This is a genomic window from Vibrio hyugaensis, from assembly GCF_002906655.1.
Classification (GTDB): Bacteria; Pseudomonadota; Gammaproteobacteria; order Enterobacterales; family Vibrionaceae; genus Vibrio; species Vibrio hyugaensis.
On sequence record NZ_CP025794.1, the window covers coordinates 473,031 to 497,600 of the forward strand.

Annotated in this window: 26 protein-coding genes and 1 pseudogene; 11 read left to right on the top strand and 16 right to left on the bottom strand. The window is 45.4% G+C overall.

What is annotated here, in order from left to right:
• The first annotated feature begins 49 nt into the window (after positions 1-49).
• Both C1S74_RS02880 and C1S74_RS02885 read left to right on the top strand, forming a co-directional pair.
• The gene (locus C1S74_RS02880; RefSeq protein ID WP_045401213.1) at positions 50-2,395 is read left to right on the top strand and encodes an ATP-binding protein; all 2,346 of its coding nucleotides are present in this window, start codon (positions 50-52) and stop codon (positions 2,393-2,395) included.
• 2 nt (positions 2,396-2,397) lie between these two features.
• Positions 2,398-3,276, top strand: coding sequence for a mechanosensitive ion channel family protein (locus tag C1S74_RS02885; RefSeq protein ID WP_038872738.1), 879 nt, complete (start codon positions 2,398-2,400; stop codon positions 3,274-3,276).
• A 107-nt stretch (positions 3,277-3,383) separates the two neighbouring features.
• On the opposite strand, the gene C1S74_RS02890 is transcribed toward C1S74_RS02885, so the two are convergent.
• Both C1S74_RS02890 and C1S74_RS02895 read right to left on the bottom strand, forming a co-directional pair.
• A complete protein-coding gene (locus tag C1S74_RS02890) occupies positions 3,384-5,426 on the bottom strand; it encodes a sensor histidine kinase (protein ID WP_045401216.1) in 2,043 nt (680 codons plus the stop codon).
• Positions 5,416-6,867: a sigma-54-dependent transcriptional regulator gene (locus C1S74_RS02895; protein ID WP_045401218.1), complete on the bottom strand. Its 1,452-nt coding sequence runs from the start codon at positions 6,865-6,867 to the stop codon at positions 5,416-5,418. The genes C1S74_RS02890 and C1S74_RS02895 overlap by 11 nt, the downstream gene beginning before the upstream one ends.
• A 336-nt stretch (positions 6,868-7,203) precedes the next feature.
• Here C1S74_RS02895 and C1S74_RS02900 point away from each other — a divergent pair, with 336 nt between their 5' ends.
• From C1S74_RS02900 to C1S74_RS02925, 6 genes are all read left to right on the top strand, one after another.
• Positions 7,204-8,022 (top strand): ABC transporter substrate-binding protein, encoded by an 819-nt coding sequence (locus tag C1S74_RS02900; protein WP_005441551.1) that lies wholly within the window; start codon positions 7,204-7,206, stop codon positions 8,020-8,022.
• A 6-nt stretch (positions 8,023-8,028) separates the two neighbouring features.
• Positions 8,029-8,727: an ABC transporter permease gene (locus C1S74_RS02905; RefSeq protein WP_005427748.1), complete on the top strand. Its 699-nt coding sequence runs from the start codon at positions 8,029-8,031 to the stop codon at positions 8,725-8,727.
• A 43-nt stretch (positions 8,728-8,770) separates the two neighbouring features.
• Positions 8,771-9,490: an energy-coupling factor ABC transporter ATP-binding protein gene (locus tag C1S74_RS02910; protein WP_005445824.1), complete on the top strand. Its 720-nt coding sequence runs from the start codon at positions 8,771-8,773 to the stop codon at positions 9,488-9,490.
• Entirely contained in the window at positions 9,468-10,055 is a 588-nt protein-coding gene (gene mobA / locus C1S74_RS02915) for a molybdenum cofactor guanylyltransferase MobA (RefSeq protein ID WP_045401221.1), read from the top strand. The genes C1S74_RS02910 and mobA overlap by 23 nt, the downstream gene beginning before the upstream one ends.
• Complete coding sequence (locus tag C1S74_RS02920; RefSeq protein ID WP_045401223.1) at positions 10,052-11,830, top strand: bifunctional molybdopterin-guanine dinucleotide biosynthesis adaptor protein MobB/molybdopterin molybdotransferase MoeA; 1,779 nt, start codon at positions 10,052-10,054, stop codon at positions 11,828-11,830. Before mobA ends, C1S74_RS02920 begins: the two co-directional genes overlap by 4 nt.
• A 74-nt stretch (positions 11,831-11,904) precedes the next feature.
• Entirely contained in the window at positions 11,905-12,171 is a 267-nt protein-coding gene (locus C1S74_RS02925; protein WP_045401235.1) for a DUF2960 domain-containing protein, read from the top strand.
• Between the two features lie 77 nt (positions 12,172-12,248).
• Here the strand turns inward: C1S74_RS02925 and C1S74_RS02930 are convergent, their stop codons facing one another.
• From C1S74_RS02930 to C1S74_RS02940, 3 genes are all read right to left on the bottom strand, one after another.
• Positions 12,249-12,746, bottom strand: coding sequence for a hypothetical protein (locus C1S74_RS02930; RefSeq protein ID WP_045401239.1), 498 nt, complete (start codon positions 12,744-12,746; stop codon positions 12,249-12,251).
• Between the two features lie 217 nt (positions 12,747-12,963).
• Complete coding sequence (nagK, locus tag C1S74_RS02935; protein WP_045401242.1) at positions 12,964-13,872, bottom strand: N-acetylglucosamine kinase; 909 nt, start codon at positions 13,870-13,872, stop codon at positions 12,964-12,966.
• Between the two features lie 173 nt (positions 13,873-14,045).
• Positions 14,046-14,795: a tRNA-uridine aminocarboxypropyltransferase gene (locus tag C1S74_RS02940; RefSeq protein WP_045401245.1), complete on the bottom strand. Its 750-nt coding sequence runs from the start codon at positions 14,793-14,795 to the stop codon at positions 14,046-14,048.
• Between the two features lie 184 nt (positions 14,796-14,979).
• Between C1S74_RS02940 and C1S74_RS02945 the strand changes: the two genes are divergently transcribed.
• A complete protein-coding gene (locus C1S74_RS02945) occupies positions 14,980-15,798 on the top strand; it encodes a sterol desaturase family protein (protein WP_045401248.1) in 819 nt (272 codons plus the stop codon).
• Complete coding sequence (locus tag C1S74_RS02950; protein WP_052437309.1) at positions 15,795-16,019, top strand: DUF7661 family protein; 225 nt, start codon at positions 15,795-15,797, stop codon at positions 16,017-16,019. Before C1S74_RS02945 ends, C1S74_RS02950 begins: the two co-directional genes overlap by 4 nt.
• Here C1S74_RS02950 and C1S74_RS02955 read toward each other — a convergent pair.
• From C1S74_RS02955 to C1S74_RS02990, 8 genes and pseudogenes are all read right to left on the bottom strand, one after another.
• Positions 15,992-16,450 carry a GNAT family N-acetyltransferase gene (locus C1S74_RS02955; RefSeq protein WP_045401251.1) on the bottom strand — a complete coding sequence of 153 codons (459 nt, stop codon included), beginning with the start codon at positions 16,448-16,450 and terminating at the stop codon, positions 15,992-15,994. The genes C1S74_RS02950 and C1S74_RS02955 overlap by 28 nt on opposite strands.
• A 17-nt stretch (positions 16,451-16,467) precedes the next feature.
• Positions 16,468-16,686, bottom strand: a complete 219-nt coding sequence (locus tag C1S74_RS02960) for a hypothetical protein (RefSeq protein ID WP_045401255.1) — start codon at positions 16,684-16,686, stop codon at positions 16,468-16,470.
• A 37-nt stretch (positions 16,687-16,723) separates the two neighbouring features.
• Positions 16,724-17,104 carry a hypothetical protein gene (locus C1S74_RS02965; RefSeq protein ID WP_045401603.1) on the bottom strand — a complete coding sequence of 127 codons (381 nt, stop codon included), beginning with the start codon at positions 17,102-17,104 and terminating at the stop codon, positions 16,724-16,726.
• A gap of 201 nt (positions 17,105-17,305) precedes the next feature.
• Entirely contained in the window at positions 17,306-17,485 is a 180-nt protein-coding gene (locus C1S74_RS26830) for a YceK/YidQ family lipoprotein (RefSeq protein WP_045401258.1), read from the bottom strand.
• A gap of 297 nt (positions 17,486-17,782) precedes the next feature.
• Positions 17,783-18,258, bottom strand: a pseudogene (locus C1S74_RS27065) (hypothetical protein).
• The gene (locus tag C1S74_RS02980) at positions 18,255-18,671 is read right to left on the bottom strand and encodes an NUDIX hydrolase (RefSeq protein ID WP_045401261.1); all 417 of its coding nucleotides are present in this window, start codon (positions 18,669-18,671) and stop codon (positions 18,255-18,257) included. Before C1S74_RS02980 ends, C1S74_RS27065 begins: the two are co-directional and overlap by 4 nt.
• On the bottom strand, positions 18,664-19,074 hold the full coding sequence (locus C1S74_RS02985; RefSeq protein WP_045401264.1) for an NUDIX hydrolase: 411 nt from the start codon (positions 19,072-19,074) through the stop codon (positions 18,664-18,666). The genes C1S74_RS02980 and C1S74_RS02985 overlap by 8 nt, the downstream gene beginning before the upstream one ends.
• Positions 19,075-19,281: 207 nt before the next feature.
• Positions 19,282-21,300, bottom strand: a complete 2,019-nt coding sequence (locus tag C1S74_RS02990; protein ID WP_045401267.1) for a methyl-accepting chemotaxis protein — start codon at positions 21,298-21,300, stop codon at positions 19,282-19,284.
• Between the two features lie 139 nt (positions 21,301-21,439).
• Between C1S74_RS02990 and C1S74_RS02995 the strand changes: the two genes are divergently transcribed.
• Positions 21,440-21,928, top strand: a complete 489-nt coding sequence (locus C1S74_RS02995; RefSeq protein ID WP_039977304.1) for an NlpC/P60 family protein — start codon at positions 21,440-21,442, stop codon at positions 21,926-21,928.
• Positions 21,929-21,962: 34 nt separating this feature from the next.
• Here C1S74_RS02995 and C1S74_RS03000 read toward each other — a convergent pair whose 3' ends face one another.
• The 3 genes from C1S74_RS03000 to C1S74_RS03010 all read right to left on the bottom strand — a co-directional run bounded on the left by C1S74_RS03000 (position 21,963) and on the right by C1S74_RS03010 (position 24,378).
• A complete protein-coding gene (locus tag C1S74_RS03000) occupies positions 21,963-22,307 on the bottom strand; it encodes a DUF3802 family protein (protein ID WP_038875014.1) in 345 nt (114 codons plus the stop codon).
• 140 nt (positions 22,308-22,447) lie between these two features.
• Complete coding sequence (locus tag C1S74_RS03005; RefSeq protein ID WP_038872706.1) at positions 22,448-23,410, bottom strand: GGDEF domain-containing protein; 963 nt, start codon at positions 23,408-23,410, stop codon at positions 22,448-22,450.
• Positions 23,410-24,378 (bottom strand): response regulator, encoded by a 969-nt coding sequence (locus C1S74_RS03010; RefSeq protein ID WP_045401605.1) that lies wholly within the window; start codon positions 24,376-24,378, stop codon positions 23,410-23,412. Before C1S74_RS03010 ends, C1S74_RS03005 begins: the two co-directional genes overlap by 1 nt.
• Between the last annotated feature and the right edge of the window lie 192 nt (positions 24,379-24,570).

The following is a 24,570-nucleotide window of genomic DNA, read 5'->3' on the forward strand; positions in this document are numbered from 1 at the left end:
GATAAAGCAACTACACTAACTCTAACCTTATAAGTTTTAAGAGAATTTTATGCATTTCATGGCGCGCATTTTAATGCTAGTCGGTCTCGTGCTTTCTTTACCCGCTCACGCTGAGTGGGAGTACGAATTCCAACCTGAGCCTCAAGTATTGCCAGTGGCGCAAGAGATCACTCAGGAGATAAACAAATTGCCTGAACCTTTGTTTATGTCTGACCAAGACAAACGCAAAGTCAATCAACTGCTTAATGCAGTGATGAACGAGCAGCGCAAACAAACCCTCATCTTTGACCAACATTTAAAAGCTTATCGCGAGTCTGGTGAAGACAAAGAGTGGTTTGAAACGCAGTCTAGCAATTTGACTCTGAACAGCCTTGGTCAAAGCAAAGAGCGATTATTAGCGCTGACGGATCCGATTACACACGACAAGCTAACTGGCTTTGGTCCTTATGGTGTGACCCAATTCAAGCAAGAGTGGCGTCAAACTCAATTGAATGCGGAATACTTACTGTTCTTCCAGATTCGTTCATTCCAATCGCTGATAAAAGAGGTGTTCATTTCACCAATCCCAGTACTTTGGGCAGGCATTAAAGTACTGTTTATTTACTTTGGGTTGGTTTGGTGGTTAACCAACAGCAAGCGCATCATTACGCTGTTCCGTGAAACGCAATTAGACAATGTGGCCAAGCCTCCGATTTGGGTTCGTTTGATTTGGTACATCAGTCGTGCACACCGAGCGATTGCTTGGTTGATTGCAATTACGCTTTCTCTTCGCGTGCTATCAGAAATCCCGAGCTTGCAGCATTTGATCATTCTCGAGATCTTCACGTGGTGGGTGTTGGGTGGTTCTATTGCCATCAGCTTCATTTTAGAGTTTGCTTACCGTAACAGTCGTAGTACCAGCCAAGAAGTGATTGCGCTGCGTCTATCGACCATTCGTCGCTATGTATGGAGCGCGATTGTCGCAGGCGTGATTTTGCAAATCTCGATTCGAACACTAGGCAAAGGCACCATTTATTCTTGGATCTACAGCGCACTGTTCTTTTGGTTTGTATTGGTGACGCTGTCGGTATTGCGCCTATGGCGTAAAAAGGTATTTGAAGTCGCGGAAAAGCTCTCTGACCGCCCTGTTTGGGTAAACTGGGCCATCCGCCGAAAAGACACCATGCTACTAAGCATTATCGGCACCGCCATTGCTGCTATCTGGATCATGCTGCACAGCTTTAAACACCGCATTGTTGCCATGTTGTCTAACTACACCATGTTTAGCCAAGCTTTAGCGTATTTGTTCCGTATTGAAGTCGCAAAACAAACGGGAAATAACGGTGCAGATACCAATCTTGTGCGAATAAAAGGCGATCAAGCGTTTGACTATATTCTCCCAGGTAGCGAAGAAAGCGAGTTGGTGGACTACGCCTCTGATGAAATCAAGCATCTGTCTAAATATCTCCTGACAGACAGCCCTGCCGTGTGCGTTATCTCGGGTGAGCGTGGCGTTGGTACAACAACCTTCCTTCGCACTATCTTGAATAAAGTTAAGAACGCCGAACCGGTTTATCTAAACTGCCCTTATGCGGGTTACAGTGAACTACTTAAAGAACTCGCTTTACAACTCGGTTTAGAAGAGGACGCGTCCGAAATTCAAGTCCTTTCTCTGCTACGTAAGAGTGATACGCCTTACCTTATCGCCGTCGATAACGCCCAGCGTTTAGTTAAGCCGATGGTGGGTGGTCTAAGCGGTTTAATTAAACTGACTAACCTACTTCGTCGCTCTAAGAAGAACCACCGCGTTGTCATGGCGATTGAGAAAGCAAGTTGGCGTTTTGTCGACCGCGCTCGTGGCGAACGGTTGTTGTTTGACTGGGTAGCGTTTATGCCACGCTGGAGCGAGAAACAACTCTCTGCGCTGTTTGATACGCGTATTAACCAACAGATTGAAAACCCAGTGACGTTTGATGGCCTTGTCGTCCCTAAGCAATGGGATCAGGAAGACATCACTGAAGAAGAACGAGCGAAACAAGGCTTCTACCGTATTTTGTGGCACTACTCTGATGGCAACCCGACGGTTGGCTTGCGCTTTTTCCGCTTGTCTCTACGTCAGGATAAAGAGACGCAGCAAGTGGTAGTTCGATTGTTCCACGCTCCAGAGTCTCAAGAGCTAGAAAAAATGCCGAAGCCTATGCTGGCCGTTCTGCGTTCTATTGTTCAGCTTGAAGTGGCATCGCCAGAGGAGTTGTCTGAATGTACCCAGCTCAGTATTGCGGAAGTTATCGGTACTCTTCGCTACTTCCAAAGCCGTGGCTTTATTGAGTGGAGCGAAGACAAAGCTCGCGTGTCGGATCACTGGTTCCGTCACATTACTAACGTTCTCGACCGTCAACATTTATTGGTGAAATAACGATGAAAAAACTACTCACCGTATTGGCTCTTTGTTTATTGAGCTCCCCTGCATTGGCGACTGAAGAAATCGCGAGTGTCGATAATATCTCGCAAATTGCCAGCTTGATTCGCTGGAGCGGCGTGTTCTTCTCTATCATCGTGATTGCATGTACATGGTTGTTGCTTAAGTTTATGAGCTCGATGGTAGAAAGTATTGGTAGCCAATTTGTGCAGTATCGAATGGTACTGCAAAAGCTCCAATCATTCCTGCAGTTCTTTATCTACTTAACCGCCGGCTCTGTGGTATTTATGATGAGCTTTCGCATCAACGACCAGATCCTTGCTTTGATTGGTGGTACGTTGGCGGTATCCGTTGGTTTTGCAATGAAAGACCTAGCGGCATCGTTCATCGCGGGTATGACGGTTATGGTTGACCGTCCATTCCAAGTTGGTGACCGCGTCACGTTTGAAGGGAATTATGGCGATATTATTGCGATTGGTTTGCGTTCAGTGCGTATGCGTACCCTAACCGATGACATCATTACCATTCCGAACAACAAGTTCTTGAGTGAAGTGGTCGTCAGCGGTAACTACGGTGCGCTGGATATGCAGGTGGTGATTCCGTTCTATGTAGGCATGAATGAAGACATTGCGTTAGCACGTGACTTAATTCAGGAAGCGGCCTCTTCAAGTCGCTATATCCATCTACCGAAGCCTGTGACGGTTCTCGTAAAACAGACGATTACTGATAACTACTTAGCAATTCAGTTAACGTGTAAGGCGTATGTGGTAGATACCGCCTACGAGAAGCTCTTTGAAACCGACATTACTCTACGTGTAATGAAAGAGTTTAAAAAGCACGGAATCAATCCTCCAAAGATTGCGGTGCATACAGGTTAATTCGACGTTTTCCTCTCGCACTTAGAGAGGAACAGATACAAAAAGGGTCAGTAAATTTACTGACCCTTTTTATTTGATTGGGACTCGTAGTCAGCTTAAGAATAGCACTAAACAATATTCATAACGTCAAATAGCAACTCGGCTTTTTTAGGCAGATAGATACTGAATGTGCTTCCTTTGCCCCATTCTGATTCAGCTTTTAGTTCGCCGCCTGTTTGGCTAAGAATACTTTGCGAAACAGAAAGCCCTAGACCAGTACCGTCGCGCTTAGTGGTATAGAACGGCGAGAAGATACGACTTAAGTTTTCTGGCTTGATACCGCAACCTTCGTCGGTGACATGAATCGCTGCGCCTTTCAGTTCGCCGTCTTCAATCCAACCTTCACTCACGACGGTTAGCTTACCTCTGCCGTCCATCGCATGAATGCCATTCATCTGCAAGTTCACCAGAATCTGCAACAAGTGGTGGCGATTGATCTCGACCGAAGTATGAGCCTGTAAATCGGTGACAAACTCGATGTCGCGCTTCTTAGTACCGGTTTTAACCAGCGTAATACTCTCATCGATGATTGGGTTCACGTGTTGCCACGTAATTTCGTCCTGTACACCACCCTGACGGCTGTATTGCAGTAAACTACGCGTGATATTACGAATACGGTCAATTTGAGCGTGAATGGCGTCTATCTCTTCCTGTACACGGTTTGCCTCTTCTCCAAGTTCAAACTGAATCAACTCGACGTTTCCGAGGATTACTGCGGTCGGATTATTAATTTCATGAGCAATGCCCGCGGTTAATTCACCAAGTGCTGCCAGCTTCTCATTCACCACCAGCTTATCTCGCGTTTGGTTGAGCAACTGAATGTGGAGTTCGAGCTGTTCTGTTTTTTCCTTCAAACTCGCCGTACGTTTTTGAACTTTTCCTTCCAGCTGCATGGCAGAGTTCTTCAGCTCGACTTTGCGATCTTCCAAAGCATCAAGCATGTTGTCGAACTGGCGCGCTAACTGAGCCAGTTCGTGATGTTCATCCAACCCTAATGGACCAATACGCTTTTCTTTACCCAGCTGGACAAGCTTCACGACCTTGTAGATGCGCTCGATTGGACGGAATAGATCACGTGAGCCGCGATACACCATCACGCCAGAAACTAAGAGCAGCATTAAAGTGATCAAGCTTATCTCAACGATATTGGTCATGTAGGCTTTTACGAATGGCCACATCAAATAACCGGTATAGAGCATACCAATGACATTATCGTATTGGTCTTTGATTGGCTGATATGCGGTGATGTACCAAGCGTCGTAGACGAACGCGCGGTCGACCCATTGCTCACCTTCTGCCAATACCTTGTTGTATACCTCAGAACTCACCCGCGTACCGATAGCACGTCCCAAACGTTGCTCACTGTCTAATGGAACGTTGGTGCTAACACGAAGATCATCCAAGAATACCGTCAAAGTCCCCACTGGACGGAGGGTGTCGTTATCACTCAAATAGATAAGATCACGAATTTGATCGACCAACACCGTGCTGTTGTTGAGTAGCAAACCACCATCTAAGAAGCCAATTAAGTCATTCTGCTGGCTATATACGGGGATCACGGTTCGACTCACCAAGCCACGCACTTCCACACCACCATTTTTTAGAATTGGTACTTCAGCACGTTTGGCGAGTTCGGGGTCTAGCTTTTCCAGTTCTTTCCTGTCCAGAACATCGAAGAAAGATTCGCGCTTAGTTAAATCCATAAAGCGGAATTTGTTTTCCATTGAGTTAACACGTTGGAAGGACAAAAAGTCCAAACCGTAGCGTTTCTTCTGCGCAGTAACCCACTTTTGCAACTCTGCTTGTGGGACATTTTGGTTCACTCGGGTACGAAAATCATAAGAGTCCGCGAACGATTTCACGTAGTTCGCCTGCTTTTGTTGCAGCAGCGTAATACTGTTATTAGCGACACCCAAACGCTCCGATACGTCTAACAATGCATTTTGCCACGTATAGTGAATCGACCAATAGATCGTGATACCAATCAATGCCAACGACGTTAAAAAGATTGGCGCGGAGGTCAAAATCAACAATCTATAACGCACCATGGTTTTAAACCGGTACGTCCATTTAGACAATCCCTTGCGTTGCTGCCAAGTACTATTCGGCATAATCCTCGTCCTCAGAGTCCCACTCTTTGTATTTGCGCTCTAGGGTTTTTCTTGCCACACCCAAATCACGTGAAGCGGCAGATTTATTGCCTTCATGAAGAGTAACCACTTGTTGTATATGCGCTTTTTCAACCTCTTTTAGCGTCCAAGTGTTTGGATAACCTTCACCGCTGAACTCTCTGCCCTCTTTGAATGTTGGCAGCTCTGCAGTATGAGAAACCGTAATCGACACGTTAGGCAGCGCATGTCCGCCATTCAATTCACGCCAATGGTGCGCAGGCGGTTTGCCTAACAAGATGCAGCGCTCAATGAGGTTTTTCAGCTCACGAATGTTACCTGGCCATTCGTACTCACTCATCGCTTCCATATCCTCATGCGCCCACTTCGGTGCTTGAATACCCAGTTCGCTCGTCAGCATGTTGCTAAAATAAGGCACAAGCTCGAACAAATCGGTTTTGCGCTCACGCAGGGGAGCGACTTCGATCTTCAACACGTTCAAACGGTAGTAAAGGTCGCTACGGAAGTTGCCTTTGTTGACCTCTTCTTGCAGGTTGCGGTTGGTCGCCGCGACAATGCGCACATCAATGCTGATTTCACGCTCTGAACCTACCGGACGAATGGTACGTTGCTCTAACACGCGCAGCAGTGACGCTTGCATGGATAACGGCATTTCACCAATTTCATCAAGGAATAATGTACCTCCGTTCGCTACACGGAAAAGTCCTTCCCGAGACTTTTTAGCGCCCGTGAAAGCACCTGAGGTATGACCGAATAGTTCACTCTCTAAAAGCTCTGGCGCAATCGCACCACAGTTAAGTGGGACAAATGGTCCTGTGCGACCACTCGCTTGGTGAATGCCGCGCGCAACGAGCTCTTTACCTGTTCCCGACTCACCTTCGACCAAGACTGATGCGCGAGAAGGCGCAAACTGGGTAATCAGCTGTTTGAGTTGACGGGTTTTCTCAGAGCCGCCAATGATTTCTGACGTGTGAAGACGCTGATAGTCACGTTTCATCGCGTATTGCATGCGCTCAGTCAAACGACGATCCATACAACGGCTGACCGCTTTCAACATCTGCTCTAGGTTAAACGGCTTGAGGATAAAGTCCGACGCACCAAGTTGTAATGCTCGAATCGCAATTTCTAAGTCTGCGTAACCGGTCATAAAGATGACGTCCGCGCGCTTGTCATCGTCCTCAAACGCTTCTTCCCATTCAATCCCCGAACGCCCTGGCAAGTTGATATCCAACAGAATCAAATCGTAGTGGCGTGAATTACGCAGTTCTTCCGCTTCTTCAATGCTGCCCGCTGTATCGACTTGCGAAAACAGTTTGCCCAGCGCCTTTTTAAGGATGGCTTGCATACCGAGTTCGTCATCAACGACCAGTACTGAAAAAGCGTTGTATTGTTGGTTTGTACTAATATGGGATTGAGTAGACATATTTACCCCAGTTGGATTGGAATGGGACAGAGTGTACCAAGTTTAAACAGAGATACCCTACAAAAAGTGCGACATTTTGTACCAACGCAAATTTTTATGCAAATAAGTCCATGAATTAGCGCATAAATCAAACATTTTGAGCTTGTAAAATGTTGGCATCTTGTTTGCTATATGAAGTGTCCAAGTGACCTCAGGATGTAGGAGATATTAATGCAAGGCCATCACTCCTCCACCCTAAGATGACTTGTGATATGAGCGCGCTATGACGCTCTGGCGACTTCTTTAGTAACCCAAGACTTAAGAAGCCAAAGAATCATTGGAAAGGAAACAACTAAAATGAAAAAAATTGCGCTGACTCTAGCTGCAACGTCAATCACTCTTGTAAGCTACTCTGCTTTTTCAGCTCAAGATGGCGAACACATTCGTCTGGCGACAACAACAAGTACTTACCACTCAGGCTTACTGGACTACTTACTTCCTCAATTTGAAAAAGACACTGGCTACAAAGTGGATATCATCGCTGCTGGTACTGGTAAAGCGCTGAAGATGGGTGAAAACGGCGACGTTGATTTGGTTATGACACACGCCCCTAAAGCAGAAGGTGTGTTTGTTGAGAACGGCTACGGCGTCCTTCCTCGTAAACTGATGTACAACGATTTCGTTATCGTTGGCCCTAAAGCTGACCCAGCACAAGTAAAAGACGATGCGTCAGTACTAGACGTATTCAAAGAGATCGCAAACAAAGACGCGACATTCATCTCTCGTGGCGATGATTCTGGTACACACAAAAAAGAATTGGGCATTTGGGCGCAAACTAAGATGGAACCAAACTTTGGTGGCTACCGCAGTGTAGGCCAAGGCATGGGCCCTACTCTAAACATGGCGTCAGAGATGCAAGGCTACACCATGACTGACCGTGGTACTTGGTTGGCTTACCAAAACAAATTGGATCTTGCGATTCTATTCCAAGGCGACGAAAAACTGTTTAACCCGTACCAAGTGATTTTGGTTAACCCAGAGCGTTACCCAACCATCAACTACCAAGGTGCGAAGGCTTTCAGTGACTGGTTAGTGAACCCACGCGGTCAAGAGTTGATCAATGGCTTCCGTCTGAATGGTAAACAATTGTTCGTTGCGAATGCTGAGAGCAAATAACGCAATATGAATCTTGCTGATACAACACTAGAAGCCTTGCGCTTACTGGTGAATTTTGATGCAGACCTATGGGAGATCGTTGCGGTCTCCTTTAGTGTTTCTATTACGGCAATATCTTTGGTGGTATTGCCGTCTATTTTGATGTCCTTTGTCCTTGCTTACACCGACTTTCGTGGTAAGTGGTTCTTATTGTCCATCGTCAACACGCTACAAGCTGTCCCTACGGTCGTGATTGGCTTGCTGTTGTACATGATGCTTTCAAGAGCAGGACCTTTGGGTGATTGGCAAATGCTGTTTACGCAAAAAGCCATGATCTTAGGGCAAATGATCGTCTGTTTTCCGGTTCTAGTCTCAATGATGCACGGCGCGCTGCAATCCAGTGACCGTCGCGCAGTTGAAACGGCGATTACGTTAGGTGCGTCAATACCTCGTATCGCTGCTACTATGATCTGGGAGACACGTTTTCCTTTATTGGCGGCTATCATTGCGGGATTCTCACGAATCGTCACAGAGGTAGGCTGTTCAATGATGGTTGGTGGCAACATTATGGGCGTAACCCGTAATATTCCGACTGCCATTGCTATGGAAAGTAGTAAAGGTGCTTTTGCGCAAGGAGTTGCATTAGGAATTGTATTACTATCGTTAGCGTTAGCGCTCAACTTCCTCTTATCGAGCATGAGAGGCAAAGGCTATCTAAGAACATGAAGCAAGCAATCGACTCGCCATCGACCCAATGTAAGGGTGAATTATGACTATAAAAATTACCGCCGAGCAATTGTCCATGCGCTTTAAAGAGCGTGTGCTTTTCCACATCCCTGAATTGGCCATTGGTCCAAACGATGCAATTTACCTAAAAGGTGACAATGGCGTTGGTAAAACCACCCTACTCAAGATCCTTGCAGGTTTGCTCAAGCCTTCAACGGGTAAAGTGGTGGCACCGAAAGATACTTGGTTGAAGAAGTGGACGCGTCGCAATGGTCGTGTTGACGTGATTTATCTCCATCAGTCTCCTTACCTTTTTGACGGCACTGTGTATGAAAACGTCGTTTATGGAGTTAAATATCAACAAGACACGGCAAAAGATAAGCGAGCTCAAGTTATTAGTGCGCTGCGCATGGTAGGGTTGGAAACCTTAGCCGACGAACACATCTCTGTATTGTCCGGCGGTGAAAAGCAACGCGTAGCAATGGCACGAGCTTGGATCTTAAAACCATCGATTTTGTTGATGGACGAACCAAGTGCCTCTCTCGACCAAGAGTCGATTGAACGTCTGGTTATCATGGCAAAAGATCTGCTTGATCGCGGTTCTAGTATTGTTGTGACTAGCCACCAAGCGAACGCGTTGACGGATTTATGTAAAAAACAGTGGTGGATTAAAGACAAGACTTTGATAGAGTCTCCACTCTTGTATGTCATACCAAAAGAAACATCCCAAGAGAACGCATATGCTTCAGCCAACACAAACTAGTTGGGTCATTTTGGCTGGTGGTCAAGCCAGCCGCATGGGTGGAAAAGACAAAGGTCTGATCGAACTGAATCAGAAGCCACTCATCGAACACGTTATCGAACGTTTATCTCCGCAAACACCACGCATTCTAATCAATGCGAACCGAAACCAAGACGCCTACCGTGCGTTTGGTTTCGTCTTCAGCGATCAATTTAAAGATTTCCCGGGTCCGATGGGCGGTATCCACGCGGGCTTGGTTCATACAGAAACCGATTGGGTTGGCTTCGTCCCTTGCGACAGCCCACAAATCAACACCGATCTTGTTGAGCGTTTTTGCAATGCAGTAAAAGAAGACACCGATATTTTGGTTGCTCATGATGGCGACCACCAACAGCCCGTCTTCACGCTTTACCATAAGCGCGTACTGCCAAAGCTGACTGCGTTTTTAGAACGTGGCGATCGTAAGATCATCCTACTCTACAAAGAGTGCAACACCAGTTACGTTGACTTTAGCGACTCACCAAACTGTTTCGTCAACTTAAATACGCCTGAAGAATTGGCGCAATTTGGACAACTCGAATCATGAAACACACGCTAAACATCCCTATTCTTGGTTTTGCTGCCTACTCTGGTACAGGCAAAACCACGCTACTTGAAGCATTGCTACCAAAGTTGACCGAAGCAGGTTTACGCATTGGTATGCTAAAGCACGCACACCATAACTTCGATGTCGACCAACCGGGCAAAGACAGCCACCGCCTACGTAAAGCAGGCGCATCGCAAATGCTGATCTCTTCGCGTAACCGCTTCGCACTAATGACAGAAACACCAGAATCAGAATCTGAGTTTGATTACCTTCTGACGCGTTTCGACGAGGACAAGCTAGACGTGGTTCTAGTGGAAGGATGCAAAAACACCGCATTTCCTAAAATCGAATTGCACCGTGAAGAAGTCGGCAAGCCTTGGCTTCATCCAAACGATGAAAACATCATCGCGATTGCTTCAGACAGCGGCGAATTGGATTCTGAACTGCCACAAATGAACATCAACGATCTTGAAGCAATTGCTCAGTTTGTAATTCAGTATGTTCAAGAAGCGAAAGCACCAAAGAGTAAAGAGAAAGAAGCCGCATGCTGCGATACCCTGTCTCCAGCTTTCCTTTCTGTGGTTCAAGGGCAAGAAAAGATCCTATCTTTGGTGAACACGGTTGCTGAAACCGAAGCGTGCAAGATTGAAGATGCATACGGTCGTGTGCTTGCAGATCATGTTGTGTCACCTGTGAACGTTCCGCAATACACTAACTCAGCGATGGACGGTTACGCGATTCGCGGTGATGACGTCGAGCGCGACAGCTACCAAGTGGTTGCTGAAGTGATGGCGGGTCATGCTTACGATCAACCACTAGAAGTTGGTCAAGCGGTTAAGATCATGACGGGCGCACCAACACCTATCAATGGTGATACCGTTGTTATGCGTGAGCAAGCTTCCCAAGACGGCGATACTGTCACGTTCAATGGCGCGAGCATCAAAACCGGTCAAAACGTTCGCCAAGCAGGTGAAGACTTAGCAATTGGTAGCGATGTGTTTACTGCAGGTACTCGCCTAGCCTCTCCTGAGATGGGCATGATTGCTTCTCTTGGTTTTGGTGAAGCGAATGTGTTTCGCAAATTGAAAGTAGCCGTGTTCTCTACTGGTGATGAAGTACAAGCGCCGGGCACTGAGCAGAAAGCGAATTCAATCTACGATTCAAACCGTTTCACTATCATGGGCATGTTAGAGAAGCTCGGCTGCGAGATCTTGGATTTCGGTATCCTAGAGGATAACGAACAATTGATGATTGAAGCGCTAGAAAATGCTTCTGCACAAGCTGACGTCGTATTAACGTCTGGCGGCGTATCCGTTGGTGATGCGGACTACATCAAACTTGCATTAGACAAACTGGGTCAAATTGATTTCTGGCGTATCAACATGCGCCCTGGTCGTCCGCTTGCGTTCGGTCAAATCAACGATAAGCCTTTCTTTGGATTACCGGGTAACCCTGTGGCAGTTATGGTTTCATTCATTAACTTTGTTGAACCTGCGCTGCGTAAGATGCAAGGTGAACAAGGCTGGAAGCCATTAAAAGTCAGCGCAATTGCCACAGAAAGCCTACGCTCTCGCCAAGGTCGTACCGAGTTTAGCCGCGGTATCTACGAGCTAGACGAAACAGGTCGCCTAACCGTTCGCACAACAGGTAAACAAGGCTCAGGTATTCTGCGCTCAATGAGTGAAGCAAATTGTTTGATCGAAATCTCCCCTGCTGTTGATACAGTAAAAGCAGGAGAAAGCGTGACAATTATCCCACTTCAAGGCAGAATCTAGGCCGATTCAGAATTCAAAGGTCAGCGTGTCTGGCCTTTTTATTGATTACAGAAAAACTTTTCAGAGAGACAGCTATGGCTCGCACCATTCTTTACACTTACAAAGACCAAGACAAAGAACTGACGTTCTCATACCAGCAACACCGTAACATTCAAGAAGCGGTTGCAGAAGCGGAAGGTATCGACATCACTGAGTTCCTAAAGATGGAGCAGCAAATCGAAGCAGTATCTGACACGAAGGCAGTACGTAACTACCGCGACAATCATTTCAGAAAATTAGGCTTTAGCAAAATCACCCTAGCTCAAAAAGAAAACTTGGGCGTAGGTAAAAAGAGCAAATAAGCCAAGCTACACAGACCAAAACAAAAACTCGCGATTCGTCGCGAGTTTTTTTATACATGCAATCCAAAGGTAACACACTATAGCTGAGGCTCTACAATCACAAACTGATTGGTTCCCGCAATTGGCGCATACCAGTCACTGCCTTGAACATAGAAAGTCGCCCCATTAACGGTCACCGTGGTTGCTTCATTCGGCAAAATATCGACTATCTTACCTGCCATCCCCTTATTTGTTACGACAGTGGAGCTCACTGTATTCACTTCGCTCTGCACAGATACCGGAGGTTGCTCCACGTAAATATACTGATCGCCACTTCGCTTGTAATAGACATTATCAACGACGGTATAAGTGATCCCCGCAATCACTAGGTAAGTCGCGGTTCTCGGAATTTTATTGTAATGGTATACGCGATGAACTGGCGCTTTATAAACGGGACGGTAGACAGGCTTTACCACCACCACCTTCTTCCCATGCTTTGGTGGCTTAGGTGCTGGAGGCTTGGCAAACGTCGGTGAAACCATACCAACTAAGGCGATGCTAAGAACGCCATAGCGCAATTTTGATGAGTTGAACATCTTCATTCCTACTGTTAGTGGAAGCAATACAGAAAGCTTATCAATCGAGAGTTCAAGGGACGTAAACGAAGCGTAAAGCTGCGTAAAGATGGCAGCTTAGCAATACAGAGCAGCAGTATGGATCGACAAAAATAAAAAAAGCCTCGTTTCACCTTAAAGGAAAACGAGGCTTTCAATGTAGGTCTTATGTGTTTTCGCTTACCGAAAACTCAGACGATTATTTGATGTTTAGGAATGCAGCACCACGTACGCCGCCTGAATCACCGTGTTTTGCTTTGATGATTTTCGGACATTTCGCGACAGAAAGCAGGTACTTAGGAATACGTTTTGGCATCTCTTCGTAAATCAGTTCGAAGTTAGATAGACCGCCACCTAGTACAACAACGTGTGGGTCAGTCGCAGTAAACAGGTTCGCAAAGCAGATTGCTAGAAGCTCCATAAAGCGCTCAACGTGCTCAACCGCTTTTGCTTCGCCTTCTGCGTGTGACTTAATGATGTCGATCGCTTTCTTCTCTTCGCCGTAGTAATGCGCGTAAAGAAGCTCGAAACCACGACCAGATAGGTAGCTATCTAGACAACCTTTCTTTTCACAACCACAACCTAGTAGAGGCGCGTTTTCGCCTAGGTGGAACCATGCGTCAATAGGAAGACGTGTATGACCTACCTCACCCGCTACGTGATTACGACCAGAGAATACTTTACCTTCGTAGATAAAGCCGCCGCCAAAACCAGTACCAAGGATCAAACCAAGTACAGATGGTTCGTTTTGAAGGTCTTCGTCCCATGCTTCAGAAAGCGCGAAACAGTTTGCATCGTTTTCGATTTTTACGCTACGGCCAATCTTAGCTTCAAGATCGGCACGAAGTGGTTTGCCTTTTGCCGCAGGTACGTTGACCGTTAGTACTGTTGCATCATCCGCGTCTTCCATACCAGGAAGACCAAGACCAATCGTGCCTTCACAACCAAATTCAGCATCGTATTTGTTGACTAAACCCGCGACGGTTTCCACAAGTAAATCGTAGTTGTCAGTTGGTGTTGGTACACGCTCTGTTGCTACACGCTCAAGTTTTTCGTTAAACGCACCAAACTCGATTTTAGTGCCACCGACATCAAAGCCGTAATACATGCAATTCTCTCCTAAAAAGCTCAAACGACTCCCAAAAAATGCTGAAGTCAAAAAAGATAAACTTTAGGCATTATCCATATCTGTACGCCTGCAAACCGTGACCGAATGCAGATTTATCCTCTCATTGAAGCCAGTTGAACAACAAGCCATCAACAAAAGTTCATTCCTTAGAGTTAGCTCTCGATTTTAGCCCACTCTTTGAAACGTTTCAGATGCGGTCGAGACCAGTCGGTTTTTACTCGAGTTTTCGTCAGCATGTAGGTTTCACGGAAGGCTTCAAACCACAATTGCAGACACTCCGAAGCTTGCTCTTCACCTGCTTGTTTGAATACTAACGTCGCGACTTCTGCAGTAGATAGATGCTGCTCATTGTCTGAGCGGCGCATGATGTATTCAGACAATGATTCCGGCTCAATTGAAAGCACAGGTGAAGACTTAAGAAACTCTGAACGGCGGAAGATCTTACGCGCTTCACGCCAACTGCCATCAATGAAGATCAGTAACCATTTTTTGTTCGAACCATCGGATGCCTTCAAACGCTCTGGATTCAAACCATCCAATAAACGCTCAGGCTCATCCACGTAATCTGCTGGGAATACCACCACAGGTTGATAAGCATCGTTCTCTAGCAATGCCAGCATCTCTTGAGAAGGCTCGGTACGATTCCATTGATACACGTAGGTCTCTTGAATCGTATCAGCAATTAGACGCCCGGTATTACTTGGCTTGAACACTTCGTTTTCCGATACGATCAGCATGCAGGCAATATTGGATTCGATGTTCGGCTGAATGTCGCACAAACAATATTGCTCAGAAACCTGACAATATGGACAGCGAACCACTTTACAACCACGAGCGTTAAACGGCTTCGTTGAGATAGATTGACGGTGCTGGTATAAACGATGGAAAGCGTGGATTCTCATGGATAGAAAGTGCCAGTTAGAAATAAGTGCATGTGTTAATTAGAGCGCGATTCTACTTGCATAGCGGGTTAGTCTCAAGAAATGCTGGTAAACGGACTGATATTCACATTCCTGGCTTCTCGGTGAAAGATACGGTGGAATCTTAAGGTCTTAACAAATAAGCGAATCTATCAAGGAAATTAGCGTGACCGAAACTACCTTTAACGACCCTTCTTGGCTAAGACTCAGCATCTTCATTGGTGTTTTGTTGCTATGTACCCTGTGGGAAAACAAGCTGCCGAGAAAGAAGCTTACCGTCGACCGATCATTTCGCTGGTTTAACAACCTCACACTGGTCGCGCTAAATAGTGTCGTTATTGCCGTTGTCATGCCTATTGCCGCTTTCCAAGCTGCCATCATCGCTCATGAAAACCAGTGGGGTCTACTCAATACTCTTGCCTTACCGACTTGGCTAAATGTGCTGATAGCCGTTGTGTTACTCGATCTCATCATCTACCTACAGCATTTAATCTTCCATCGCGTTAAACCGCTGTGGAAACTTCACCGCATGCATCACGCCGACTTGGATATCGATGTCACAACCGGGACACGATTCCACCCGATAGAGATCATTCTCTCTATGGTGGTGAAAATCACCGCAGTGTTTGCTTTGGGCGTCTCTCCTATCGCCATCGTAGTGTTTGAAATCGTATTGAATGCTAGCGCGATGTTTAACCATAGCAATGCAAAGCTTCCACTGCCTTGGGATTCGAAGTTACGTAAATTGGTTGTGACGCCAGACATGCACCGCGTGCACCACTCTGTCATCGTGCGCGAGACACATTCAAACTTTGGTTTCTTCTTGTCGATCTGGGATCGTTTGTTTGGCACTTACCGAGCTCAACCGGAATTAGGTCATGATAATGTTGTGATTGGTGTTCCAGAGATTCGTGACAAAGACGAGCAAAGATTGGATAAACTGATCACCCAACCATTTCGTTACAAGGAAAAGTCTTCCTCATGAGCAGTTCAATGAAAGTAAATGTGTTTGGAAAAATCATGCTTGCTGAATGCAAAGATGGGATTTGGACGCTTTATATCGATTCGGAAACTTCGATAAAGCGCCCTATCAGAGACTTTGTAGTGCCGCCTTTTCTCGATGAGGACGAGTTGCTGACCTACCTAGATGATATGTATCACGAGCAAGCAACCGCAACTCATACCTGTGTGTTTCGGATTGAATAGCCCAACTTAACTTCCGTAGCTGGATGACCATTGGTTAATGAGAACAACGAGGAAGACTCTGTTTGCAGCACTTCAAAACCGAGTGCTTTAAAAACCTCGACATTACCCGTATCTTCCACACACCAAACACTCATAGCATTCCCCGAGCCATATAACTCACACAAAGTCATAATTAAGCGGCGAGCGATGCCTTGTTTACGATATGCGCTTTCTACAGCCAGTCCAGATAATTGCAACTCACCGTTTGTTAGTTTGACTTTGACGCAGCCAACGATTCTATCTTCAAGATAATAAGCATAATTGACCCATTCATCTTTGCTTGAAGTCGATTTCGCGGCTTTATTTGGAGAGTAGATTGCTCTCAATTCTTGAAAGCAATCTCTAGTAAGGGATACTACCGAAGGGTTTTCACTCGAAACGCGTTTAAGCATTTTCTATTTTAAATAACTTAGGCTTTGATCAAATCTCGCTTTTTGTTCGATTGAGTGACACCAACAAACAAACCGATAATTCCCAAGATAATCGAAGATATGGCGAAAACACTCACATCTTGTTGTTTATTGATGGCTGCGTACACAAACGCAATCCCAAAAAATATCGCACCAAAGCTAAAGCCTGATAGCGCGGCAAAAATACCGAAGCTCGCCAGCTCCTTAAAGTTGTCCATAACACTTCCCTGTTGAAAAATACGTAACGTCTAAAAATTAACGGAATATCTGACGAGAATGACGAGTCTTTTGCGAATTCCACAACCAGACCGATACCCCAATAGAAAATCCTAATAACAAGGTTTGCCATTGCAGCTGTCCACTGCTCTCTAATACAGCCAGTCCATAGTGTGCATATGAGTTAAAGCCTACGCTGCTTAACATAATCAATAACACTAAAACCAGCCCAGTCCGGCGATGCTTGATCAACAAATACACGGCAAGCAAATCTAGGAGCCCTAAAGCACTCCAATACATATTTAACCAGCCTGGGGCAAAATCGTAAGGCAAAAAGCCATCGACAATATTGTCGTAAAGGTGAATAACACCACCTACTGTCAGGCAAAGGCATAGGAGGAACACTACGAATTTATCCATCATTGTTTCCTTTCCTTATCTGAATGAATGCGCAAAGCATATAGAAATCAGCTAAATAATTGTAATTTCGACGCCATTTTTGAGAGCGACAGTGCCTTTAAACCGTACGTGAGAGATTGAAAGAACAACAATGGCTGTTCTTCCTTATCATTTCGCTCCTGATAAAAGTATAGCGTTTGGTTTGATGATTCGCTTGAAAGCTTAGTTAACGTCTATTGGCCCTTTCTGTGCCTGCATTGTTATGGTGCACGGTAAGAACAAGGTATCAACCAGCGCTGAAAAAGCGGTATCGAACACAAAGAAAGGCACCCCATCTAGTTTGGGCCCCGTGTTTTCTGAATAACTTGGCTCACCATTTAACAAGCACATGCTGTAATTCATCCCGCTGTAAACTCTTGGTATTTCCTTACAGTAACTCTGCTTTCCCTCATGAGAGATTCTCACATGATTGTTTGGTGGGTTTAGGGTCCCTATCGTTGCACAACCTTACAACGCAATTGCTGCCAATGTGACGAGGCGTTTTTTCATGAACTTTCCTTGTTTGTATTTCCTTCGTGAGAACGATTTACGTATTTCTTTACTTACTGCTGATACACGTTGGGATGTGATGCTTGGAGGCGGTTTAGAGGCTGCAACAAATCTCCAGTCAAGTTGTCGGGAATGGGTAATAAACAAACGTCAATGTTGTTCCTCCTCTTTAGCCTTCGCATCAATGAACACAAACTTCATTGAAGGTGGAAAGATAAAGGCATCATCACATCGATAACCTCTTAGCCACACACTATCATCCCGCCTACGCAGATACAAACCTCTGGGATAGGTCTCTTCCTGCTCAAGATGCAAAGAAGCGAGCGTTACGTATTCATCTTTTGTGAGCAAAAACCTTGAAGTAACAAGTATGGTGCCACGGCGAGCGGACAAGGCTCTAGCCCTTTCAGAGCTGCATGAGCAAGAAGCTCAGCCAACGTTGAACCAAATGAAGCACCTAATTCCGAAGGCGTTGTTATCGATAAAGACAAAGTCTGAACACGCTGTTTGGTTTGTATCATTTGGTCTTCAAACAGCTGTAAGGCAAACGGATTGAATTGAATGCGTTGTTTTTTGAGTTCTTGAAGCAACTCTGCATTCGTGTGATTACCGATTTCAACTTTCACTTCATTGCTCCAAGGCGGATAAGCTGACGAACTTGCTCTAAAGCACGCTGAAAGACAGGGTGCGCATGGGAAGAGATGTCGTTCGTAACTTCATGCCAAAAGAATTCAAAATCATGCCCACCATCATCTTGAGTGTGGAAAACCCAATGTTCCGGCAACACTTCACATTCACACAAAACAAAATGCCAACGTTGCTCTTGAAACCCGCTCTCCCAAGCCCCTAAGTAGGTTGGTTGATTGACCAGTTCAATCCCCGACTCTTCTGCCAATTCTCTTTTTGCCGCACTTAAGACGTCGCAATCGAAGAGTTCAACAGTGCCTTTCACCAACTGAACGCCCGCAAGAGGATGTTTGAAAAGAAGAATCTCACGATTTTGTTTTCGCAACACCAGAGGACACACTTTATCAACCACAGAGTACCTCCTCGCTCTGAAGGCATATTTGTTTTGCTTCGACTGGAAAGAGAGGCAACATGGCTAGTTCAGTAAAACTCACCCATCTCAAAATATATTGATTGAAAGCCGAGCGCCTTTGTCGTTCGGGGCCGTTACCTAATGCTGGGGTAGCTGAGCCGATATGTGATAAGAAGTAATGATCCATTCGGCCTTGATTTTGGATCTGAAACACAGGAGTGAGCGATGTCAGCTCTATAGAGGTCTCTTCTAAAGCTTCGCGTTTTGCTGCTTCAGAAAGACTTTCTCTATCCTCTACACTGCCGCCAGGAAACACCCAATAGTGTCTATCGCCCTTCACTCGTTCAATCAATAAAACTTCTCGGTGATCGTTTATTAATATCAAACTTGCTCGCTCCGGCATTCATCTCACTCCCTTGATTTAACGGAATATTCTAACAACCTTGAAGCGACAACAAAGCATTAACAAATGTTAGCGACACATTTCTCTTATGCCATTAATCAATTTGCGATTTGGGTCACTCACTCTTGGCGTCAAAAAATAAAAGGCAGAGCGATTGCCCTGCCTTTGGTCGTATTAGAAGTTTGTTTGGTCTTACCTAATACTGGATCAACTCACCTGATGCAGTTCGTATTTATGTAGCATCGCTTGTTGATGCCCCGCGATGTCTGCGACTTGCTCTGAGCTTTCGACCATGGATTCTAATTGGAGTTTGGTGTGTTCACCTTGGTCAGAAATATGTGTAATGGCTTGTGATACATCCGCTGTTGCTCGTTCTTGCTCTTCTGTCGCAACAGAAATCTGTTCGACACGTAGCTGTATATGTCGAACCGCCGCATCGATATCCGAAAAAGCCGACTTTACTTCATGACTCGATTGAAGTGCATGCGCCATCTCTTCACGCGACTCACTTACCGCTTTACGTGAGCGTTCTGCCGCTGCGACTAACTCATTCATCATTTCACGAATATTGGTGGTCTGCTGCGAGGTATCACTGGCCAACTTGCGAACCTCATCGGCGACTACCGCGAAACCTCGCCCTTGTTCCCCAGCACGCGCCGCTTCAATCGCCGCATTCAAAGCAAGTAAGTTGGTGTTATCGGCAATGCCACTGATCATGTCTACCATCTCACGAATCTGTTTAACTCGTTGGTCGAGCTCCATCATGGATTGTTCATTCATGTTGAGTGAGCTTTCTAGTGACTCCAAACGCTGACGGTTTTGCTCTACCACAGCAACACCTTTCACTGTGTGTTCTGTCGCTAAATGCGAATCTTCGGAAGAGGCATTCGTCACCGTCGCGATCTCTCTAATCGACGCTTCTAACTGAGTAATGGTTGTCACCATGCTCGCCAGCGCTTCATTTTGCACAGTTAAGCTTTGATTTGTTTGCTCTGCCGCATCGTGGCTAATCTCAGCGGTTTGGTACAAGGTTTCGCAGTTACGCGTAACGGTTGAAATCGAATCATGTGTTGAGTCGATAACTTGGTTGAGTTTGCGTGCGACTTCTTTAAGCTCAAACGGTCCTATCTCATGCGCTTTATCTCGGAAATCATGTTCCGTTAAAGCGGAAAGACGAGTAAGGATGTTTTTCAACCCTCGATTGATCCAAGTACGAAGGCCAAACCAAGTCGCTAACACCACAAGCGAGATGACGCCAGCGGCAACAACAACCATCAAGCTGACATTTTGAATGGTGCTGTGGACAATAGTTTCACGCTCATCAATCAGCGCAGAGGCAGAATCAGAGACTTGGTCGAGCAAATACATGGTTTCGTTTGAGAGCTGAGAGGCACGTTGAAACTCCGCTTTTTGCTGCTCGCTCCGTTCAAGTTTCGCTAGAATCAAACGCAAAACCCCTTCATCTTTGAAGCCTGCCTGTACCATCTCATAAGGCGCAGTTAGGCTGGCGAACTCATTCACTTCAGGGTGCCACTCTTTGAAATCATCGTAAGCGAGATTAATACCAGCGATACGGTTTCGCATTTCTCTGTATTCTTGCTCCGCTTTCTCTAGCTCGGTTTGCATCATCATGACCAAGAAGGTGCTTTCCATCGAGCTTGCAGATGCAATGAAGCGATTTGCCGCATCACTCGATTCAGGGTTGTCGTTGCTTAGGAATGAGCTGATACGGTTCATCTCTGGACCAATCGAACTTAAGCCATATCGAAACCCATCGACGGCCAAGTTAATGTCGCTTTGCATCTGAATCACCGCAGACTGTTTCGATAAAATGGAATTGGTGACTTGATGCAATTCCTGAACATTTACTTGTAACATGTTAGATAAATGTTCAGCGACTCCCGATGTTTGTTCTATTAAACCTTCAGTTTGCTGTGCGAGAGCTTCAATTTGTGCGGTGATGAGAGGAAGTTCATCTGGATCAGAAATTTGCATTCCATAGTTAAGCAACTTTACTTGCTCTAAAACATTTCTTGTCAGTGTCGCATTTGCCATCGCCATCGGTAACGCTTTTTGAGACAACTCTTCAAATTGTTCTCCAACCTGCTCCATTCCTTTGAAACTTGAGACAGAAAGGGCTATAACAAGTGCGATGATAGTTAAAAATGTTGCACTGATCGTTTGAATCAGTGAAAAAGAGAAGCGTAGACGTTTGCGCGTTGTCATAATCAATTAATGTTCTTTCTTGGGCTTGAATCAACTTCCCGTTTGTTCGTCACAGAAGTGAGACAAAACGTGATTTGCTGCCCATACTAGGTATTGGTCATGACATTAATATTTCAGTTTTAAGTTGTAGGGATGACAGGTGGGTGATGTGCGTCGTATTTATTTTCCTTTGATAATCAGTGTACTACTTAGTGCGTGTTCGTCCGCCCCCGATCCAGAAACACAAGCTGAGGTCTCTCTTCCTGTTACTGAACTGCTCTCCGACAATCGGGGCCTGTTCGACTTTTATGATGAGTGGGAAGGCACGCCTTATCGCTTGGGTGGAACCAAAAAGTCTGGTATTGATTGCTCTGCCTTCGTACAGAAAGCCTTTGTCGAGGCATATCAAATGTCATTACCAAGAACGACAAGACAGCAATCTAAGCAAGGCGTGGAGATGAGCTGGTCAGATGCACAACAGGGTGACCTAGTGTTTTTCAAAACAAGAAGAACCACTTACCATGTTGGTATCTATCTAGGGAATAAGCAGTTTATGCACGCTTCCACATCGAAAGGCGTGATCATTTCAAGAATAGACAACCCTTATTGGGCATCGAAGTTTTGGCAAGTAAGAAGAGTTACCATGTAACTCCTCTTTAGATCGAAATGACGAGAGACTAGATTCAATCGTAAGTCGCGACAGCGGTATCAAATAAGTTTTTCACTAGCGCAATGTATTCATCAAGGAATGCAATTTGCTCGTTGGTCGCTTTCTTACCCCAAACGCCAGCTAACACTTCGCCAAGGTCTTCAACGACGGCATCCGCTTCTTTAAGTAGCTTGAAACGTACACTTGAATGCAGTTCTGGGTTTTGTTCGAAAATCGCCATGATGTTCGACGCCACCATGTCATTCACGACATCTTCGATGCTTTCTGATCCTGTGTCACCAATTTCAGACGTGAAAATATCTAAGTTAAGTGACAGGTGCTCTATAAGAGCGAGATATCCATCGGTTTCTACAACCACTGTTTTTCTCCGTTTAATGCAAGCCTTCGAAGATGAAAGCGAATTAGTTTCAATAGTAAGACATGCCGAGAAAATTTCATTAACTTATTTCATATTAACAAGCATTGATGCGCCAACTGAATGATTTTTATCCAATTAGGTTAGTCGTCTTGATGACAACAAGTCTGATTGCGTCCATTCTCTTTCGCGCGATACAACGCTGCATCGGCACTCTTCAGCCATTGTGTGTGACTCTCAAAGTTAGATTTATACTCGCAAACACCGATACTTATCGTGTAGTTAATCAAAAAGTCTTCAACTTTCACGATTTCTTGCTCAATTCGCTTTCTAAGACGCTCTGCGAAATAGGACGCTTGTTCTTGGTTGGTATGTGGCAATAAAACGGTAAACTCTTCCCCACCAAAGCGTCCACAAACGTCACTACTGCGTGCGGTTTTGCGCAACAAACTGGACGTTCGACGAATCACTTCGTCCCCGGTATGATGCCCATAGGTGTCGTTGACTTTTTTAAAGTGATCGATGTCAAAAATAACCAGTGAGCACGCCCCTTCCATCACTTTAAGTTGATTGAATTCTTCCTTCAGTGACTGTTCCCAATAAGCACGGTTAAATAATCCAGTTAATCCATCTTTGCGGCTGATTTCAGACAGGTGTTGGTTGGTTTCTCTTAAGTGGATTCTATTACGCGCGGTTTCCGAGACATCGTTGATTTGAATGGCTATGTGGCTCACCTCCCCTGATAACGAGCGTAAAGGCGTGATAACAATATCTTGGAACATCAAATGACTGCTGTTGGAAACCGGCGAAAAGTTGTTGAATTTAAAAAGGTATGGACGGTTTTCCCAACTTGAAAATGAACGAGTTTCTAAATCCGCGGACGTTTTGAGCTTGGTCTCTAGCCACGTTCGGGGTAAATCTTGGAAATGGTCAAACAAACATTCACCGAGGATATTCTGCGATAGTATGCCACTGTAAGACTGCATAAAACTGTTCCACACGCAGACTTTATAGTCTTCATCTAAAACGATGAGCCCTGAGTCCATGGTATCGAGTATTTGGGTAACCCAATGAAAGTCTGCTATATCCAGCGTAATTTCGGACATTAGATTAGCTCCATAATTTCATAGATGATTTCTACGGATGATTTATCTATCAAAAACAGAACTTCACACTCAAAATCGAGCGCCTCTGCCATGTAGGTGTATTCGATGGTAAAGAGTTCACCAGATTCACTCTTCTCTTCATTGTATGGAATGACGTTTTCTATAATGGCAGGCTGGCGCAACGAAAATTGCTTATCCAACTGTGTACCCAGAGACGTTAAGAATGAAGATACCAAGAGATTCGACACATTTAGGATGATCTCGTTGTGCCGCGTGAACTCAAGCAAATAACCAAGGCGCTCTCCGATTTGATTGATGTCTTTGCCACGCAAACAAACTAGAGCTTCACCATGGATACCACCACCAACAAATCGCTGAGCAACGGCAACTGAACTGTCTCGACCGATCACGTCCACTAACGTCATATGCAGTTCTCCATACGACAATGGACCAACGTGGGGCACTGGCAGTTGAATGAACTCATGAAGATGGTCGGCCATAATCGCAGCCCCCTTACCTAACGCGATGTTGGCAACTTCACGAAATTTCGCCAGAGGGGTAATCTCAATTTCGGGGGCTGGCACTGCATTTCCACTCGAGCTAAATGCGTATTGCAACCCTAACGTTTCATATAGCGGGATAACCTGTTCTTCTGACAGAGGCTTGGCGATAAAGTCGATTGCGCCAAGATCTAAACAACGTTGTTTAGCCTCTTGCTGAACGTCACCAGAAATGATGACAACTTGAGTGGGATAATTGCTGACCGGTAGAGACTCTAGTACCTCGAACCCGTCCATAATCGGCATCGTTAAATCGAGAAACAAAACGTCAATATTTTGTTCCGCTAGAATCGTCAACGCTTCGTAACCGTCTTGGGCTTCGATCAGGTGCAATGATGTTTCGTGTACGATGGAACGGGATATCAACTTTCGTGCTACCGCCGAATCATCACAAATCAGTATTTTCATGCCACCAATGGAACTAAAGTCAAAAAAATAATAATACTCGTTGTATACCAATAGCTCCATATGTTAAGTCCATAAATCATAGGGTTATAGGCGACATGATTCACACTTATGCACATTTTCTACTATATGCAGCAGTTTTATTGTCGAAGTTTGCTCAACTGCGCGTCAATCTTCCGCCGTTTATCCTAAACT

Excerpts from the sequence above, each read along its gene's own strand:
- C1S74_RS02885 (WP_038872738.1), top strand. The coding sequence starts at position 2,398 with ATGAAAAAACTACTCACCGTATTGGCTCTTTGTTTATTGAGCTCCCCT.
- nagK (WP_045401242.1), bottom strand. The coding sequence starts at position 13,872 with ATGTATTACGGCTTTGATGTCGGTGGCACTAAAATCGAGTTTGGTGCG.
- C1S74_RS02900 (WP_005441551.1), top strand. The coding sequence starts at position 7,204 with ATGAAAAAAATTGCGCTGACTCTAGCTGCAACGTCAATCACTCTTGTA.
- C1S74_RS02930 (WP_045401239.1), bottom strand. The coding sequence starts at position 12,746 with ATGTTCAACTCATCAAAATTGCGCTATGGCGTTCTTAGCATCGCCTTA.
- C1S74_RS02990 (WP_045401267.1), bottom strand. The coding sequence starts at position 21,300 with ATGACAACGCGCAAACGTCTACGCTTCTCTTTTTCACTGATTCAAACG.
- C1S74_RS03010 (WP_045401605.1), bottom strand. The coding sequence starts at position 24,378 with ATGAAAATACTGATTTGTGATGATTCGGCGGTAGCACGAAAGTTGATA.
- C1S74_RS02895 (WP_045401218.1), bottom strand. The coding sequence starts at position 6,867 with ATGTCTACTCAATCCCATATTAGTACAAACCAACAATACAACGCTTTT.
- C1S74_RS02940 (WP_045401245.1), bottom strand. The coding sequence starts at position 14,795 with ATGAGAATCCACGCTTTCCATCGTTTATACCAGCACCGTCAATCTATC.
- C1S74_RS02880 (WP_045401213.1), top strand. The coding sequence starts at position 50 with ATGCATTTCATGGCGCGCATTTTAATGCTAGTCGGTCTCGTGCTTTCT.
- mobA (WP_045401221.1), top strand. The coding sequence starts at position 9,468 with ATGCTTCAGCCAACACAAACTAGTTGGGTCATTTTGGCTGGTGGTCAA.
- C1S74_RS02925 (WP_045401235.1), top strand. The coding sequence starts at position 11,905 with ATGGCTCGCACCATTCTTTACACTTACAAAGACCAAGACAAAGAACTG.
- C1S74_RS02950 (WP_052437309.1), top strand. The coding sequence starts at position 15,795 with ATGAGCAGTTCAATGAAAGTAAATGTGTTTGGAAAAATCATGCTTGCT.
- C1S74_RS02905 (WP_005427748.1), top strand. The coding sequence starts at position 8,029 with ATGAATCTTGCTGATACAACACTAGAAGCCTTGCGCTTACTGGTGAAT.
- C1S74_RS26830 (WP_045401258.1), bottom strand. The coding sequence starts at position 17,485 with ATGAATTACAGCATGTGCTTGTTAAATGGTGAGCCAAGTTATTCAGAA.
- C1S74_RS02910 (WP_005445824.1), top strand. The coding sequence starts at position 8,771 with ATGACTATAAAAATTACCGCCGAGCAATTGTCCATGCGCTTTAAAGAG.
- C1S74_RS02985 (WP_045401264.1), bottom strand. The coding sequence starts at position 19,074 with ATGCCGGAGCGAGCAAGTTTGATATTAATAAACGATCACCGAGAAGTT.
- C1S74_RS02955 (WP_045401251.1), bottom strand. The coding sequence starts at position 16,450 with ATGCTTAAACGCGTTTCGAGTGAAAACCCTTCGGTAGTATCCCTTACT.
- C1S74_RS02965 (WP_045401603.1), bottom strand. The coding sequence starts at position 17,104 with ATGGATAAATTCGTAGTGTTCCTCCTATGCCTTTGCCTGACAGTAGGT.
- C1S74_RS02920 (WP_045401223.1), top strand. The coding sequence starts at position 10,052 with ATGAAACACACGCTAAACATCCCTATTCTTGGTTTTGCTGCCTACTCT.
- C1S74_RS03005 (WP_038872706.1), bottom strand. The coding sequence starts at position 23,410 with ATGTCCGAAATTACGCTGGATATAGCAGACTTTCATTGGGTTACCCAA.
- C1S74_RS02960 (WP_045401255.1), bottom strand. The coding sequence starts at position 16,686 with ATGGACAACTTTAAGGAGCTGGCGAGCTTCGGTATTTTTGCCGCGCTA.
- C1S74_RS02890 (WP_045401216.1), bottom strand. The coding sequence starts at position 5,426 with ATGCCGAATAGTACTTGGCAGCAACGCAAGGGATTGTCTAAATGGACG.